This is a genomic window from Pedobacter superstes (assembly GCF_037622515.1).
GTDB lineage: Bacteria > Bacteroidota > Bacteroidia > Sphingobacteriales > Sphingobacteriaceae > Paradesertivirga > Paradesertivirga superstes.
In genome coordinates, this window is sequence record NZ_JBBJCN010000001.1 from 884,274 (window position 1) to 901,695 (window position 17,422).

A 17,422-nucleotide genomic window follows, 5' to 3' on the forward strand; every position below is an offset into this window, starting at 1 on the left:
TCATGATGGGCAAGAATTTATTATTCTTTCTTCTTTTACTTTGTTTGCCTTGCTTAAGCAAAGCCCAGAACTTCAAAGGTCTCTGGCACGGATATATCACGGCTAAAGGCCAATTAAACCAATCTTTATACGCACTGAATGTTAAATCGCAGGAAGGAAATATAATAAGCGGAAGAGCCTATCTCTATAATAACTTCCTCTTTGTTTTTTATGGAATATTCGATTTCATTGGAACTGTTGATAAAGGGAATGTGAAAATTACAGAACTAGCTTTAGGAGAATACCAGATTCCGTTCAATAACCTTTGTATCAAATTCGCTAATGTTAACTATTCCAAAAAGGGTGAAGATGAATACCTTACAGGTACATGGGATAATATGAAAGGATCCTGTCCGGTCGCCGATGTTTTGCTGAAAAAACACATTCCGGAAGAAGCTAATTCTGCGCTGCCTGCAGAGGTTTTAAAAAAAATCAACGAAGACACAAATAAAGGGATCCCTTTCAGAGAAACCCTGCTGACAAAACCGTTTGTATTGAATATTTCTAAACCTACTATTAAAATTGAGATCAGAGATTACCTCAGAGAAGACAATGATACAGTTACCGTTTTCGTTAACCGGGATGAGGTAATTAAGAGGCACCGCATTTCGCATAAACCCTATAAGAAAACAATAAGCTTTAATAAACTGGCTGGCTTAAATGAAATCATTGTTTATGCAAATAATCTGGGAAATATACCGCCCAATACCTGTGTTATGATAATAGACGATGGCAGCACTAAACAACGCGTTAATATATTTTCATCAAAACAATCAAGCGCTGTAATCTACCTGAATTATACACCAAAGGTATCAAGGTTAATCCCGGTCCAGTGGGATATTATGCAGGAAAAGCTGGGACAAATTGACAATGAACAAAACAAAAGATCCAGATAAACCTCATCCTGTTCACTTGGCTCTTTTGAATTCCGACAAAACAAAAAACCCGGCTATGAACCGGGTTTTAATTTTATCTAATGGTTAATCTATTAAACATCAATCCTTCTTGCATACTTTGCGTTTTTCTCTATAAACTCTCTTCTTGGAGCCACTTCGTCCCCCATAAGCATAGAGAATATATGATCGCATTCTGCTGCGTTCTCTATGGTTACTTTGCGCAGGGTACGGGTTGCAGGATTTAAGGTTGTATCCCATAACTGTTCCGCGTTCATCTCACCCAAACCTTTATAGCGCTGAATATGAACACTTTCCTCCTTACCGGCACCTTTTAAACGTTGTACTGCGGTATCGCGTTGTACATCATTCCAGGCATATTCAAAATCTTTACCCTTTTTAACTAAATATAACGGCGGAGCTGCAATGTACACATATCCGTTTTCAATCAATTCCTTCATGTACCTGAAGAAGAAAGTTAAAATAAGGGTTGTAATGTGCGATCCGTCAACGTCAGCATCCGTCATGATTATGATCCGGTGGTAACGCAACTTTTCTATGTTCAAACCCTTTGCATCCTCGGCATTCCCTATGCTGACACCCAAAGCAGTAAACATATTCTTGATCTCATCATTCTCATAGATCTTATGTTCCATTGCTTTCTCCACGTTCAGAATCTTACCTTTCAGAGGTAAAATGGCCTGAAAGTTACGGTCGCGGCCCTGTTTTGCAGTTCCACCCGCAGAGTCACCCTCTACAAGGTAAAGCTCACAGTTTGCAGGATCTTTATCGGCGCAATCGGCAAGTTTACCGGGTAGGCCCGAGCCTCCCATAATACTTTTCCGCTGAACCATTTCACGGGCTTTTCTGGCTGCTGCTCTGGCGGTGGCTGCTAAAATAACTTTGTTAACAATCATTTTAGCTTCTTTCGGATTCTCCTCAAGATAATTTCCCAGAATCTCCCCTACCGCAATATCAACGGCACCCATAACCTCATTATTCCCTAATTTGGTTTTGGTCTGCCCTTCAAACTGAGGCTCCTGCACTTTTACCGAAATTACAGCGGTTAATCCCTCACGGAAATCATCACCTGTAATTTCAATCTTCATATTTTTCAGTAAACCCGATTTTTCAGCATATGATTTCAACGTTCTCGTTAAACCTCTCCTAAAACCGGCAACATGGGTCCCTCCTTCATGTGTATTGATATTGTTTACATACGAATGCACATTCTCTGCATACGTCTCATTGTATTGCAGGGCAAGTTCAACAGGAATTCCCTGTTTAATTCCTTCAACATAAATAGGTTCCGGAATTAATGCGGAACGGGTGCCGTCCAGATATTTAACGAATTCCTTCAATCCTCCTTCAGAATAGAATTCCTCTTTAAGCAAGCTTCCGTCTTCCTGTTCTTCACGCTCGTCGGTTAAACTTAACCTGATACCTTTATTTAAGTATGCCAGCTCGCGGAGACGTGCGGCAAGTGTATCAAATTTATATTCAGATGTTAATGTAAAAATTGTCTGATCGGGCTGGAACGTCACTATGGTTCCGGTACGCTGTGTTTCACCAATTACTTTCACATCGTACAAAGGCTTTCCGCATTCATACTCCTGACGCCATATTTTACCATCACGATGAATAGTGGCAGTTAAATGAATAGACAAGGCATTTACGCAGGATACACCCACACCATGCAAACCGCCTGAAACCTTATAAGTATCTTTATCAAATTTACCACCGGCGTGTAAAACGGTCATTACAACTTCCAGAGCCGATTTTTGCTCTTTCGTATGCATTGCTGTTGGAATACCACGACCATTATCCTCAACGGATATCGAGTTGCCTTTGTGAATTGTTACTATAATATCTGAACAATATCCGGCAAGAGCCTCATCAATAGAGTTATCAACAACCTCGTAAACAAGGTGATGCAATCCTTTAAAACCAGTATCACCAATATACATGGACGGACGCTTTCTTACGGCTTCCAATCCTTCTAAAACCTGAATATTATCTGCGGAATAATTAGACTTGTCTTCTTTTTCTTCGCTCATATTTTATTTTAAACAACAAATTCAAATTTAACTTTTTTGACCGAAACAACGGCATTTGTGGATAAATAGAAGCACTGTGGAAACCTCTTATTTAAATCTAAAAACCGGATGGTTACTTTGACGGTTTAAGGCTCTTTAATTATTATGATACTTATCCTGAAAGTTTATCTTTGCTTTTAAAATCATAACCATACAATGAATAAAAATCTTTTCAAACTAACCGCAGGATTATTAACTGTTGCAAGTTTTATAGTTTCATGTAATCAAGATCAACCTAAAACTGACAATGCGGCCAAAACAACTTCAGCAGATAAGCCTGTTGAGAAAATAGTTTATGTAAACTCCGATTCTTTATTGGAAAACTATACTTATTTTAAAGATATCCGCAGCAAAATGGAGACAAAATCCAAAAAAGCTCAGGTAGATTTAACGGCAAAAGGAAATGCTTTCCAAAAGGAAGTTGCAGAATATCAGCAAAGTGCACAAACGATGAGCGCAGATGCACGTGCGTCGACAGAACAAAGACTTGCCCGTAAACAACAGGAACTGGCAACGTTCAATCAAAATGCGAGTTCTGCACTGGCAAATGAATCAGCGGCAGAAAATGAAAAGCTTTATGAAAAAGTATCCGAATACCTAAAAGGATATGCTAAGAAAAAAGGCTATAAAATGGTTTTAACTTATTCTAAAGCAAATCCGACCGTGCTCTATGCAGACGAGAGCCTGGATGTAACCAAAGAAGTTGTTTCAGGATTGAATGAAACCTATAAAAGCGAAAAAAAATAAACAGATATTGTAAATTGCCTAAAACCTCAGCATTATGTTGGGGTTTTCTTTTTTAAGAAAGGTTATGGAAACAGCAAGTTCTCAGCATTCGAAGTTCATGAAAATGGCAATTGCTCTTTCTAAAAGAAATGTAGTAAAGTGTGAAGGCGGCCCGTTTGGGGCTGTACTTGTAAAAAACGGGATAGTTATTGCCAAAAGCGCCAACAGAGTTACCACCACCAACGACCCTACGGCCCATGCCGAAATAGTTGCTATCCGCATAGCCTCCAAAAAGCTTAAAAGCTTCGATTTAAGCGATTGTGTTATCTATACAAGTTGTGAGCCCTGCCCTATGTGCCTGGGTGCAATTTACTGGTCGAGAATATCAAAAATTTATTACGCAAATACAAAATATGATGCTGCAGAGATAGGATTTGATGATAAGTTTATTTATGATGAACTCGATCTGCCTGTAGAGAAAAGAAAACTTCCTGTTATTCAGTTATTACGTAATGAGGCTATAGAAGCTTTTCAAGAATGGCAGAAATCTGAAATGAAGATTCATTATTAAATCAATCATCAAAAAAACTATCCGCAGAAACCACGTCATCATCCATTAAACCATCAATATCTCGCCGCTCTTTTTTGGTTGGTCTGCCCGCCCCTCTGTCGCGACTTAATACTGGTGCGTGAAACATTGATCTGTAAGCCTGAGTTTTTTCAACCGGGGTAACGTCTTCGTAATAGTTCACTGCTTTTTTCGCATCCACTCTGTTAGATAAAAGCCCGGTTACTTTTATTTCTCTTCTTTCAATTCCCTTTGATACAAAATAAATCTCCCCAGGCTTTACTTCGTGCGAAGCTTTTACATTGTTTCCCTCAAGTTTTACCCTCCCTGCTTTGCATGCTTCAGTGGCCAGCGTGCGGGTTTTAAAAACTCTTATAGACCAAAGATATTTGTCAATCCGCAATTTTTCCTTTTCCGCCATTATAATATAACCCTGTTATAATTGAATGAAATATTGTACAAAATTAATTCGCTATTTTGACAAAGCACGCTTTTATTTTGCAGCTTCCTTTTTTCAGGCCAATAAAGTAGAATTTCCACTTTAAATTGGGCTGTTTTACCCGAAGATCGCACAGCGCTGTTGCAAATTAGTCAGCATTTAGTTTTTCAAAACGAAATCCGTAATGTTTTTCACCAACTCATTTGCCAATGGTAATTCAGAGTTGTTGTATGTCGCAATATTCGCTTTTTTATCACCATCAACTGTTCGGAAAATATGATTCATTTTGTCAATCAATACCAATTGCGATTTTGGGTTTGCTCTTGAAAGTCGCTTTCCATCTTCAACTGTTACTTGAATATCATTAGTTCCTTGAACGATTAGAATTGGAATACTTAATTTCTGTATTTCAATTTGTGGGTCATACTTTAACCATGAAATCATATAAGGTTGGACGCTTGTTCTGAAAAGAGAATTAAGCATTGGATTCACATTGTCAACCGTTTTTCCTTTTACCAAGCTGTCAAGAATAGGATAAGATAAATCTTGAACTTCTTTTGGTTGACTACTCAATTGTTCTTTGATAGTTTTGTCTGCAGACTGTCCTGCACCTGCAATAGAAATAAACTTATCAGCCCTTGTTGATGCAATCATTCCAATCAATGAACCTTCGCTATGTCCTATCACAATGACTTTTGAAAATCGTTTGTCTTGCTTTAATAATTGTATCCATCCCTTCGCATCATCTACATAGTCATCAAATCGAAGGTCTGCCTCCTTCTTTCCTGCTGCTTTACTTTCTGCAATTCCTCTTTTGTCATAGCGTAACGATGCTATATTATTTTTCGCAAGTCCGTAAGCAAGTTTTTTGTAAGCATCGCATTTCATCATGGGATTATTGCAATCTCTATCCGTTGGTCCAGAACCTGCAATTATTAAGGCAACAGAAATGTTAGATATTTTTTTAGGAGTAATCAATGTCCCGAAAATATCGCCACTTTTTGTCTTTAAAACTATTTGTGTTTCAATAAAGGTTGTGTCCTTATTTTCGAATGCTCTTACTTCTTTTTCGATTTTAACTTTTGATAAATCCATTGGAAAAGATTGCCCTGCTTGCTTAAAGTTCCCAATAATATTATTGTCTTTATTCAAAGTTCCTTCGTATTCAATTCTTGCATTTGTCACCGCAAGTTTTAAGGTTGATTGGTCAAAACTTATTGTAGTTACAGGAATTCCTTTTGCTCCCTGATCAGGGCTATCCATTGTGGAACTATATCCATTGTCTGTTTTAGTAATATTGAAAACAACTCTTAATTGCGTTCCCTGAACTTTTAATATTCCACCCCATTGCCCAGTGATGTCTTGTCCAAACACAGTTAACGATGTCAGGAACGTAAGTAGAATGAATGTTGCTTTTTTCATAGCGTTTTATTTATTGTTTATTAAAATTTCTTGCAATATCGATGTTAGCAGTCACCCAAGCTTGACGCATAACGTTCGACAGATTTGCGATGGGCGATATTTTCAGCACAAATATTAATTGGCGACTGAGCACTTTGTAATCTATTCTTAGTTGCGCTTGTTTCTCTCTTTCTTTAAATCCCTGACACGATTCAAATCACCCGTACCCAAAGAACGTTTACCGTATCTTTTTTGTAGGATGAAATTTTTGTCACCTTCAAAACGGATTAAATAGCGGATACATCATTTTTTGTTAGTTTTGTCTCGAGAGACATAAGGGTCTTTAAAATCAAACATAAATTTTAAATAATGCGAAATAAAGTTACTAAACATGCCACTGTTTTTGTCCCTTTTTATTAGTAAAGTGGATTTTAGTATTAATTACGGGGCAAATGTAAAATAACCTTTATTTTGCGGAAAATTCTTTACAAATGATACCTGAATTAAAAAAGAGAGTTGAAGAAGCATGGAATGACCGAAATCTTCTGACCTTTAAAGAATATGCAGAGACGATAGAAAATGTAATTCTAATGCTCGACAAGGGAGAGATAAGAGTTGCTGAACCTATTGGTACCCGCTGGCATGTAAACGACTGGATCAAAAAAGCTGTAATTTTATATTTCCCGATACGCGAAATGAAGGAAATCAATGTGGGACCCTTTGTGTTTCACGATAAAATGAAACTTAAGACCAATTACAAAGAACTCGGAGTTAGAGTTGTTCCTCAGGCAAGTGCCCGTTACGGAGCATATCTGGCTAAAGGAGTGATTTTGATGCCTTCTTATGTAAATATCGGCGCTTATGTAGATGAAGGCACAATGGTGGATACATGGGCAACCGTGGGATCTTGTGCTCAGATTGGTAAAAACGTTCATTTAAGTGGTGGAGTAGGTATTGGTGGCGTATTAGAACCTGTTCAGGCTGCTCCGGTAATTATCGAAGACAATTGTTTTATTGGATCGAGAGCAATAGTAGTTGAAGGTGTACGTGTGGAGAGTGAAGCAGTTTTAGGAGCAAATGTTTGCCTTACTGCGTCAACCAAAATAATTGATATAACAGGAGAAGTGCCGATAGAATATAAAGGAATTGTGCCTGCCCGTTCGGTTGTAATCCCGGGTTCATACACTAAAAAGTTTCCTGCCGGAGATTACCAGGTACCCTGCGCGTTGATCATAGGAAAACGCAAGGACTCAACAGATAAAAAGACTTCGTTAAATGATGCTTTGCGCGAGCATAATGTAGCTGTTTAGAAGGTAAAAGGTTAGAGGCAAAAGGTTAAAGACACCTTTGGCCTTTCACCTTTCACATTATACTTTCACCTCTTATCTTTATCTATTACCTTTACAACATGCGAATAGGTTTTGATGGAAAACGTGTAGTTCAGAATTTTACGGGGCTGGGTAATTACAGCAGGTTTATTCTGAATTTACTTACACAACACTTTCCTGAAAATGAGTATATCGTCTATTCCTCTAAAAAAGCTTCGGATAATTTAATAATACCCCCGGGCATACAATTTCATCATCCCCCTGCTTATAAGCTACCAATATTCTGGCGCAGCTATGGTATTGGGAAAGATTTACAGAAAGATAAAATCGACCTGTATCATGGATTGAGCAATGAATTACCTCTTGGACGTTTATCGTCAAAAATCCCATCGGTAGTTACCATACACGATTTAATATTCTTACGGTTTCCTGGTTTTTATCCGGCTATCGACAGAACAATTTACCGTTATAAATTCCAGTTCGCCTGTAAAAATGCTACCAGAATTATTGCTGTAAGTGAACAGACAAAGAAAGACATCATAAACTATTTTAATATCCCTGAAGAGAAGATTGATGTGATTTACCAGGGCTGTAATCCCAGCTTCAAATATTCAGTTCGGGAGGAATTTAAAGACAAAATCAGGGAAAAATACGCATTACCTAAACAATACCTCCTGCAGGTGGGAACAGTAGAGGAACGAAAAAATTTAATGCTTACAGTAAAAGCATTAAAGGCCATCCCAAACGATATTAAGCTGATTGTAATTGGCAAGCAAACAGACTACGTAAAGGAGATTAAAGAATACATAACAGATCACGGTCTGGACAACAGAGTGGTGTTTCTTACAAACGTTCCTTTAGAAGATTTACCCGCAATTTATCAGCAAGCCAAAATCTTTGTCTATCCATCAGAATTTGAAGGCTTTGGAATACCTGTTATAGAAGCCCTTTATTCAGGAGTGCCTGTTATTGCCGCAACAGGTTCATGCCTTGAAGAGGCTGGCGGTCCGGGAAGTTGCTACATCCATCCCAAAGATGATATTCAGCTTTCATGGACAATAAATTCTATTTTAAATAGTCCGAAAAAACAACTTGAAATGATAAATTCAGGTTATGAATATGTTAAAAAATTCTCAGATGAGCACTTGGCTGCCAGCCTGATGAATGTTTATTTAAAAGCTTTAAACAATGCTTAAAGAAGAAGTCGAAAAGGCCCTGGAAGTAATTAAAGAAGGCGGAATCATTCTTTACCCCACAGATACAATTTGGGGTATCGGCTGTGATGCAACGAATGAAACCGCCGTTGAAAAAATCATCCGCCTTAAAGGAAGGAATGAAAACAAGAGCCTGATAATCCTTTTGGAAAATGAAAACCGCTTAGAAAGCTATGTTTCTGATGTACCGGAAATAGCATACGACTTAATTGAATATGCAGAAAATCCTTTGACGATTGTTTTTTCAGGAGCAAAAAACCTAGCAGCGAATGTAATAAACCATGATAACTCTGTGGGTGTAAGAATCGTAAAGCATCCATTTTGTGAGCAGCTTATTCAACGCTTCAGAAAACCTCTTGTTTCAACATCCGCCAATTTAAGCGGATTTCCCGCTCCAAAGAACTTCAACGAAATTTCTGAAGAAATTATTAATGGAGTTGACTATGTAGTTAATTTTGGGCAAGATGACTTATCAGAGAAAAAACCTTCTACAATAATGAAGCTCGAGTCCGATGGGCGCTTTAATTTTATCAGAAGATAAAGAATTGTAAGATTTGTTCCAGCTTTATTAAATTAGAGTATTTTTGCAACCCGGCAATAATAATAGCCTTTCTGGTATTTCAGAAAAACCACGTTCATGAAACAACACCTCCAACATCCGGTATTTAAAAAGCTGGGCGCATTAGCCGATCAAACGAATACAGAAGTATTTGTTATCGGAGGTTTTGTACGCGATATTTTTTTAAAACGCCCCTCCAAAGACATTGACATCCTTGTGATTGGGAACGGGATAAAATTTGCCGAAGCGGCATCAGTGGCTTTAAAAAGCCAGGTTTCTGTATTTAAAAACTTCGGCACAGCCATGCTTCGTTACAAAGATCTTGAAATTGAATTTGTAGGTGCTCGCAGAGAATCTTACAGAGCTGATTCCAGGAAACCTCTTGTTGAGGATGGCACACTTGAAGACGATCAGAGACGCAGAGATTTCACAATCAATGCTATGGCTGTCAGCCTGAATCATAGTACTTTTGGTGAGCTTCTGGATCCGTTTAACGGAATAAAAGATTTGGATGATAAACTTATCCGAACTCCCCTTAACCCTCTGGAGACTTTTTCTGACGACCCTTTACGAATGATGCGCGCCATCCGCTTTGCGAGTCAGTTAAACTTCAGTATTGACCCTTTAGCTATTGAAGCGATTAAGCAAACAAAGGAACGCATTACTATAGTCTCAAAAGAACGGATTACGGATGAACTGAATAAAATAATTCTATCCGAAAAACCCTCAACAGGCTTTAACTATCTATTTGACACAGGGCTTCTGAATTATATATTTCCACAAATGGTGGACTTATTTGGTGTTGAATACATTAACGGAAAAGGGCATAAAGATAACTTTTACCACACCTTGGAAGTTCTTGATAATATTTCAGGGTTAACAACTGATCTTTGGCTAAGGTGGGCCGCAATTTTACACGACATTGCAAAACCTGCTACCAAACGATTTGAACCGTCACATGGATGGACTTTTCATGGTCATGAAGATAAAGGAGCCCGCATGGTGCCAAAAATCTTTGCACAGTTAAAGTTGCCCTTGAATGACCGGATGAAATATGTTCAGAAACTTGTACAATTACATTTAAGACCAATAGTTTTAGCTCAGGAAATTGTCACTGATTCTGCGGTACGAAGATTGCTGTTTGATGCTGGAGAGGACATTGAAAGTTTAATGTTACTATGCCATGCGGATGTAACTACAAAAAACGATTATAAAAAGAAAAAATACCGGCAGAACTTTGAACTTGTAAAACAGAAATTAAAAGACGTTGAGGAACGTGATAAAATAAGAAACTGGCAGCCTCCTATAAGTGGAGAGGATATAATGGAAGCATTCGGAATACCAGCAGGTAAAGAAGTCGGGATAATAAAAAGCCAAATAAGAGAAGCTATACTGGAAGGCGAAATAAAAAATTCAAGAGAAGAGGCCTTAAATTATATGCTTCAAAAAGCTAAAGAAATAGGATTGCAGCCAATAACAAATTTTAAATAATCTTAATCAAACTTTATAAGTAAAAAGGCGTTATCGTTACGCCAAATTATCAGAACCAAAATTAAAAAAACATGGCTATTTATAGATTCAGGGTTTCCTTTGAAGATTACGATGACGTGATCCGAGAGATCGACATCAAATCAACTCAAACTTTTGAGGAATTACATCTTGCAATTCATCGGACAACAGGCTATAATCCTGAAAAATCGTCTTCTTTTTATGTAAGCAATGACCACTGGATTAAAGCAGAAGAAATAGCCTTTTTGCCTAATCAACGAAAAACAGATGCGGGTGTCGCTTTAATGACAGGCACTAAACTTTATAAATTTATCGACGATCCCCACCAAAAATTTTATTATACCTACAATTTCGAGCGTCCTTATGATTTACATGTTGAGTTAATCAAAATTCTTGACGAAGAAAAAGGGAAAGAATATCCTGTTTTAGTACGCCGCTCTGGTGAAGCTCCTAAACCTCCCGGAAGTGTTGTAATCCCGGTTGAAACTGGCGAGGAGGGAGAATTTGACTTTCTGAATGATATTGATGAGCCTGATGAGGAAGACATTATATCAATGGGTGTTGAAGAGGACGACCTGGGAGAAGGCTTGGTTGTGAAAGAACACCACGAAGATGAGGAAGAAAAAGACGATATTATGGATGAATTTGCAGACAACGACAATTTAGACGCTGATGAATTTGACAGTAAAGAAGATTACTAAAGAATAAAGTCAATTTTTCTATAAGATCACCCATGCCGAACTAGTTTCGGCATTTCATTTAGATACGAAATAGCTTTTATAATGATTAAACCTGCATATAAATGTCCGGCAGTACACTTATCGTAATTGCAGGCCCCACTGCCATTGGGAAAACCGAACTTGCAATAAAAATTGCAGATCATTTTCAAACCGAAATTGTATCAGCAGACTCGCGACAGTTTTATAAAGAAATGGAGATTGGTACAGCCAAACCTTCACCAGATGAACTTGGCTCTGTCAAACATCATTTTATAAATTCATTATCCGTTACGGATGATTTTTCTGTAGGCGAATTTGAAATCCAGGCCATAGCTGTGCTTAATGCCATCTTTAAAAAAAATAAGTATGCTGTGCTGGCAGGAGGTTCAGGCCTTTTTATTAAAGCAATTACAGAAGGCCTCGATAATTTACCCAAAGCTGACCCTTCTATTCGCTCAGAACTCAATCTCTTATTTGAAAAAGAAGGTATTAAGTCTCTTCGAGAAAAATTAGAACAACTTGATCCCGAATACTATAATGTAGCAGACTTGAACAACCCTCAAAGGATAATCCGGGCTTTGGAGGTTACTCTATCTTCAAACAAACCATTCTCACGATTCCATACTAAACAAAAGGCTGACAGACCATTTAAAAGTATAAAAATAGGCTTGAATATTGAGAGGCCAGATCTCTATGATCGCATCAATACCCGTGTTGACATAATGTTTGATTCAGGTTTGATAAATGAAGTTAAAAGCTTACTCCCGTACCGCCATCTTAATGCCCTTAATACCGTTGGATATTCAGAAATATTCGATTATCTTGATGGTAAAATTACATTAGAGCAAGCGAAAGAGAGCATTAAACAAAATACCAGGCGTTTTGCGAAAAGGCAATTGACCTGGTTTAGAAAAGATACTGATATTCACTGGTTCGAGCCATTTCAATATCAGGAAATTTTAGATTACATACATACAAAGTTATAAATCAGGCCTGTGCTGTTGGTCCTCCAAAATTCATAGGTAAGCTACCTTCGTCCATTACTTTTATTCTTCCATTAACTGCTTCGAATTTTTCGATATTATCGTCAATAGCTCGGGCTAATCGCTTGGCATGTTCAGGGGTTAATACTATTCGTGATTTTACTCTGGCCTTCGGAACTCCTGGCATCACTCGTATAAAATCCAGCACGAATTCTGTATTCGAATGCGTAATAATTGCAAGGTTTGAATATATTCCTTCGGCTACTTCCTCAGACAACTCAATATTAAGCTGTCCGTCTAAATTTTGATCTTCCATCTTGTAAAAATAAAAAATTAGTGGTCTACTCACTAAAATATATCAATGCATTTTAAATTCAGGTTCTTCTTTGTTTTTATAACACGAAAAAGCCGGAATTCCTCCGGCTTTTTAATATCTAATCGAAAAATTGTTAAATTTCTAGAATGCGTAAACCGCAGCTAAAGAAAACTGAGTTGCAGATTTAGTTGGGCTTCCGTTTTCTTTCATAAATTGACTTACAGATCCATTATCCAGTCGGATCTCAGGAATAAAAGTTAATCCACCAGCTTTCAAGCTTCCTGAAAGAGTTAGAGAAACTACAGATTCACTAGGAACAACACCAGAATAAGTCGGGCCGGCTACATCATCCTTAGACATAAAGTACTCCCCTCTCAATCCTAATCCGAATCCATTTGTAATTGAAACCTGAGGGTATAGAGCAACACCTGTGTATCCGCCTAAGTCTTCACCTACTGAAAAGTCAGCAGCATTTAATCCCAATTTAAACATTGGAGTTATTTGGTATGCGGTAGTTAAATCCACAATAGTTCCAGACTGATCGCCTGTTAATAAATTCAAATAAGCACTCCATCCTTCAACTGGAGATAATGATATTTGAGCACCAAAGGTATTAACACCTAATTTCGGATGAGCCTTGTATGAATTCCAGGTATTGTTGAACAAACCAACCATTACCCCCACTTTGCTGGATAAAGCATAGTTAGCTTTTATACCTGCGTTCTGGAATGGACCGTTAGTAAATAAATATGATGTAGAATAGTTATAGTTCCCCACAGGAGAGATTACTTCATATCCAACAAAAGTACCCATGTATCCGGCAGTCATTGAAAATTGGTCTGTGAATGCATAAGTCGCATACAGATTCTGAATATGAAAAGAATTACCATCTGCACCATCACCATTAGGAATTGATTGATACTGACCTCTTGGACCAAATGAAACTTCTCCTACAAAAGAAGCTTTACCTGTAGTTTTTTTCAAAGCCACGTCGATCATTCCCAAAGAAACAGAATTCTGATCGGTTGCGAAGCTGGTTCCGATATTTGCAACTTTTGCAAAATCGTATTTGTAATACGTGTCTACTGAACCAGAAATTGATAAGGGCGTAGATGTCGTATCCTGAGCATTTGCAAATGATACACCGGCTAATGCGATTAATGAAAGTACTGTTTTAAACATGTTGCTTTTTTTTTAAAATTGTTAACTAAAGGTATATTTATTTATTTAAATTAGTCTTCAATGACATCCTTTTCGAAAACTTTGATATCACGTTCAACAGTTTTACCGTTGTTGTTGACTAATAAAGTTCCTTGGAGATATTTTTCATTATGTTGTGAGGCATCAAGACCCAACTCTTCATCTTCTAATGAAACGCGGATTGGTTGGATAAAGTTGATTAACTTGAAGATGACAAAGGAAACTGTAAAGCTATAAGCTACTACAATAGCCAATCCTTTTAATTGAGTAAAGAAGAAATCAGCATTTCCATAAAACAAGCCATCTGCCCCAGCACTGTTAACCGTTTTGGTTGCAAAAACACCTGTCAATATCATACCTACAATACCGCCTAATCCGTGGCATGGGAAAACATCCAATGTGTCATCCAGAGATGATTTTTGTTTGTAGTGAACAGCAATATTTGAAATTATAGCAGCAATAAAACCTATAAAAATACTTTGTGGAATTGCAACAAAACCGGCCGCAGGTGTAATAGCAACCAAACCAACAACTGCTCCTATACAAAATCCAAGAACAGAAGGTTTTTTGCCTCTTATTACATCAAAGAACATCCAGGACAGACCAGCTGCACCGGCGGCTGTATTAGTTGTTGCAAAAGCGGAAACTGCTAAAGCATTCGCACCCAAAGCTGAACCGGCGTTGAAACCAAACCAGCCAAACCATAATAAGCCAGTACCAATAAGTACATAAGGAATATTAGCCGGTGGTATTTCTCTTTGCTCTAAATGAGATGTACGACGTTTCAAAACAAGTGCACCTGCTAAAGCTGCGCAACCAGCAGAAATATGAACAACTGTTCCTCCCGCAAAATCAAGAACACCCAATTGAAACAGGAATCCATCAGGGTGCCAGCTCCAGTGTGCAAGCGGCGCGTATACAAATAAGCTAAATAGAACGATAAATAAAATGTAAGATGTAAACTTGATACGCTCTGCTACCGCTCCAACAACCAATCCGGGTGTGATTATAGCGAACATCAATTGAAATAAAGCAAAAAGTGTTAAAGGAATAGTTGGAGCAAGACTCCATGGAGCTCCGGAATTAACATCTTTAAAAAACAGGAAGGTCGAAGGGTCGCCTATAAGACCATTAATCGATGTTCCAAATGCTAAACTGAAGCCTACGGTAACCCATAGTACACTTACAATTCCTGCAGCTACTACACTCTTAATCATAGTAGAAATAACATTCTTACGATGCACCATGCCCCCGTAAAAGAATGCAAGACCCGGAGTCATCAAAAACACCAAAGCTGTGGCCACAACAATCCAGGCGATGTCAGCTCCATTGTAAATTTTTCCACCGTCATCAAAATTCGGTAATACAGGAATAAAAATTGAGGCCAGGGCCACTACAGTCAGTACCAGGAATGGTGCGATCTGTTTAATTGATAATTTACTCATTTGTTTAGTTGTTTAGTGTTGTTATTGAATAAAATCTGCAATAAAGTTATACATATTTTTATAAAATCATAACATTCATGGTTTTTTTTAACAAAAAACGCCAAATTATAGACAAAATAACCGCAAATACATAAAAACACAGATTTCAGATTAAAAAAAATTAAAAAATAACAAATACGGCCTAAAAAAAAATTTTAATACAAAAAAAGAGGGCCAACCAAAGCTGAACCCTCCCAACACTAAACCAAATAAGGTTTTATTTATTTATTATTTGCATTTCTACACTACCAGAATGCTCTTTTTCATTCGAAAGTCGGCTAAAAATACTCTTCAAAGACTAGATTATAACTCTTCATCATGCTGACTCATATCCAAACCAATTTCTTCATCTTCAGCAGACACTCGAAGAGGACTTATAGAATTAGTTAGCAACAACAATAAATACGAGCCAATAAAAGCAAAGGCTGAAACCGCCACCAGGGCAATTAAATGCACAAGAAATAATTTGGTTTCACCAAAATACAATCCGTTTCCGGTTGTGTTAGCGGCATTTACACCTTGATTAGCAAAAATTCCGGTCATAAGCATGCCCACCATACCTCCCACTCCGTGACAGGGAAAAACATCAAGTGTATCGTCAATATTTGTGCGAGTTCTCCATATTACTACAAGATTACTTACAACCGCAGCAACAACTCCTATAATTATCGAGTGAGAAACACTAACAAAACCCGCGGCAGGAGTAATAGCAACTAAACCTACTACTGCCCCAATACACGCACCCATTGCAGAAGGCTTCTTTCCCCGTGCTATATCAAAGAATATCCAGGACATGGCCGCGGCTGCAGACGCTGTAGTTGTAGTTGCCAATGCTGTTGCTGCCAGAGCACCAGCTCCCACCGCAGAACCGGCATTGAATCCGAACCAGCCAAACCATAATAAACCTGTTCCCAGGATTACATAACTTACACGAGCCGGAGTATGCTCATTAGATGTTCGTTTCTTTAGAAAAAGAGCGGAAGCAAGTGCCGCCCATCCGGCCGACATGTGAACCACTGTCCCTCCTGCAAAATCAAGAACGCCTAATTCAAACAAAATCCCTTGAGGATGCCATGTAGCATGAGCCAAAGGCACATAAATACAAATCATAAACAAACAAAGGAAGATCAGGTATGAGTTAAAACGAATACGCTCTGCAAATGCCCCGGTAATCAGAGCAGGGGTGATTACAGCAAACTTTAACTGAAACATTGCAAATAAAACGAGTGGAACTGTTGGAGCCAATGGCCAAACTGCATTTCCAACCATTCCTTTCATCATAAAGAAAGTACCAGGATTCCCAATTATACCGCCAATATCATCCCCAAATGCAAGACTAAATCCAAAGACAACCCACAAAACAGTGATAAGGCCCATACAAACCAAACTCTGAAGCATCGTAGAAATAACATTTTTCTTCCTAACCATACCCCCGTAAAAATAGGCGAGTCCCGGTGTCATCAACAATACCAACGCGGTAGCAACCAGCATCCAGGCAGTATCTCCTGTGTCGATTTTATTCTCAGCAATATTAATTACTTCCACAGACGGGAAGAGAAGGCCCAGCACAACGGCTACAACCAACAGTAAAAAAGGTAATACTTTTTTCATTTTAAATGTTTAAAGTGTTGAAGTAATAAGTGAATTAATAATATATGGCACCATTCATTAAATAAAGGTCAAAAGACGAACATTATTTTATTCCACAATAGTTTTTTAGCTATTATTCCACACAAACCCACCCCTTATGTTGTAAATTTAATAAAATTATTTACCGTTGAAGCATATAATTATAAAATTAAATCAATAATCATAAAATACAAATAAAAAAAGCGCTAAATTTCTAACAATAACACCCATCCACACATAATCTGGCAATAAAAAGGAACGAATTCACAAAAACATCCCCCTAAACTAAAAAATTTTAAAAACCAACCTGAAATACCGA

General features: G+C 37.9%; 16 protein-coding genes. 9 read left to right on the forward strand and 7 right to left on the reverse strand.

Going from position 1 to position 17,422, the window contains the following annotated elements; genetic code table 11:
* Nucleotides 1-2 precede the first annotated feature (2 nt).
* Nucleotides 3-935, forward strand: coding sequence for a hypothetical protein (locus tag WG906_RS03835; RefSeq protein ID WP_339991199.1), 933 nt, complete (start codon nt 3-5; stop codon nt 933-935).
* A gap of 92 nt (nt 936-1,027) precedes the next feature.
* On the opposite strand, the gene gyrB is transcribed toward WG906_RS03835, so the two are convergent.
* Nucleotides 1,028-2,989 carry a DNA topoisomerase (ATP-hydrolyzing) subunit B gene (gene gyrB, locus WG906_RS03840; protein WP_339991200.1) on the reverse strand — a complete coding sequence of 654 codons (1,962 nt, stop codon included), beginning with the start codon at nt 2,987-2,989 and terminating at the stop codon, nt 1,028-1,030.
* Between the two features lie 195 nt (nt 2,990-3,184).
* On the opposite strand from gyrB, the gene WG906_RS03845 reads away from it, so the two are divergent.
* Both WG906_RS03845 and WG906_RS03850 read left to right on the forward strand, forming a co-directional pair.
* A complete protein-coding gene (locus tag WG906_RS03845) occupies nt 3,185-3,775 on the forward strand; it encodes an OmpH/Skp family outer membrane protein (protein WP_339991201.1) in 591 nt (196 codons plus the stop codon).
* Nucleotides 3,776-3,839: 64 nt separating this feature from the next.
* A complete protein-coding gene (locus tag WG906_RS03850; protein WP_339991202.1) occupies nt 3,840-4,325 on the forward strand; it encodes a nucleoside deaminase in 486 nt (161 codons plus the stop codon).
* 1 nt (nt 4,326) lies between these two features.
* On the opposite strand, the gene WG906_RS03855 is transcribed toward WG906_RS03850, so the two are convergent.
* Both WG906_RS03855 and WG906_RS03860 read right to left on the reverse strand, forming a co-directional pair.
* Nucleotides 4,327-4,743, reverse strand: a complete 417-nt coding sequence (locus tag WG906_RS03855) for an RNA-binding S4 domain-containing protein (protein WP_339991203.1) — start codon at nt 4,741-4,743, stop codon at nt 4,327-4,329.
* A 177-nt stretch (nt 4,744-4,920) separates the two neighbouring features.
* Nucleotides 4,921-6,183: an alpha/beta hydrolase gene (locus tag WG906_RS03860; protein WP_339991204.1), complete on the reverse strand. Its 1,263-nt coding sequence runs from the start codon at nt 6,181-6,183 to the stop codon at nt 4,921-4,923.
* 470 nt (nt 6,184-6,653) lie between these two features.
* Between WG906_RS03860 and WG906_RS03865 the strand changes: the two genes are divergently transcribed.
* The 6 genes from WG906_RS03865 (at nt 6,654) to miaA (ending at nt 12,477) form a co-directional block, all read left to right on the forward strand.
* A complete protein-coding gene (locus tag WG906_RS03865; RefSeq protein WP_339991205.1) occupies nt 6,654-7,472 on the forward strand; it encodes a 2,3,4,5-tetrahydropyridine-2,6-dicarboxylate N-succinyltransferase in 819 nt (272 codons plus the stop codon).
* A 98-nt stretch (nt 7,473-7,570) separates the two neighbouring features.
* Entirely contained in the window at nt 7,571-8,686 is a 1,116-nt protein-coding gene (locus tag WG906_RS03870) for a glycosyltransferase family 4 protein (protein WP_339991206.1), read from the forward strand.
* Complete coding sequence (locus WG906_RS03875) at nt 8,679-9,245, forward strand: L-threonylcarbamoyladenylate synthase (protein ID WP_339991207.1); 567 nt, start codon at nt 8,679-8,681, stop codon at nt 9,243-9,245. The genes WG906_RS03870 and WG906_RS03875 overlap by 8 nt, the downstream gene beginning before the upstream one ends.
* A 96-nt stretch (nt 9,246-9,341) precedes the next feature.
* Nucleotides 9,342-10,754 (forward strand): CCA tRNA nucleotidyltransferase, encoded by a 1,413-nt coding sequence (locus WG906_RS03880; RefSeq protein WP_339991208.1) that lies wholly within the window; start codon nt 9,342-9,344, stop codon nt 10,752-10,754.
* 71 nt (nt 10,755-10,825) lie between these two features.
* Nucleotides 10,826-11,473 (forward strand): IS1096 element passenger TnpR family protein, encoded by a 648-nt coding sequence (locus WG906_RS03885; RefSeq protein ID WP_339991209.1) that lies wholly within the window; start codon nt 10,826-10,828, stop codon nt 11,471-11,473.
* 101 nt (nt 11,474-11,574) lie between these two features.
* Entirely contained in the window at nt 11,575-12,477 is a 903-nt protein-coding gene (miaA, locus tag WG906_RS03890) for a tRNA (adenosine(37)-N6)-dimethylallyltransferase MiaA (protein ID WP_339991210.1), read from the forward strand.
* Nucleotide 12,478: 1 nt separating this feature from the next.
* Here miaA and WG906_RS03895 read toward each other — a convergent pair whose 3' ends face one another.
* From WG906_RS03895 to WG906_RS03910, 4 genes are all read right to left on the reverse strand, one after another.
* Nucleotides 12,479-12,790, reverse strand: coding sequence for a DUF3467 domain-containing protein (locus tag WG906_RS03895; RefSeq protein ID WP_339991211.1), 312 nt, complete (start codon nt 12,788-12,790; stop codon nt 12,479-12,481).
* 141 nt (nt 12,791-12,931) lie between these two features.
* A complete protein-coding gene (locus WG906_RS03900; RefSeq protein WP_339991212.1) occupies nt 12,932-13,972 on the reverse strand; it encodes an outer membrane beta-barrel protein in 1,041 nt (346 codons plus the stop codon).
* Between the two features lie 50 nt (nt 13,973-14,022).
* Nucleotides 14,023-15,435, reverse strand: coding sequence for an ammonium transporter (locus WG906_RS03905; protein ID WP_339991213.1), 1,413 nt, complete (start codon nt 15,433-15,435; stop codon nt 14,023-14,025).
* Between the two features lie 342 nt (nt 15,436-15,777).
* The gene (locus WG906_RS03910) at nt 15,778-17,085 is read right to left on the reverse strand and encodes an ammonium transporter (protein WP_339991214.1); all 1,308 of its coding nucleotides are present in this window, start codon (nt 17,083-17,085) and stop codon (nt 15,778-15,780) included.
* Between the last annotated feature and the right edge of the window lie 337 nt (nt 17,086-17,422).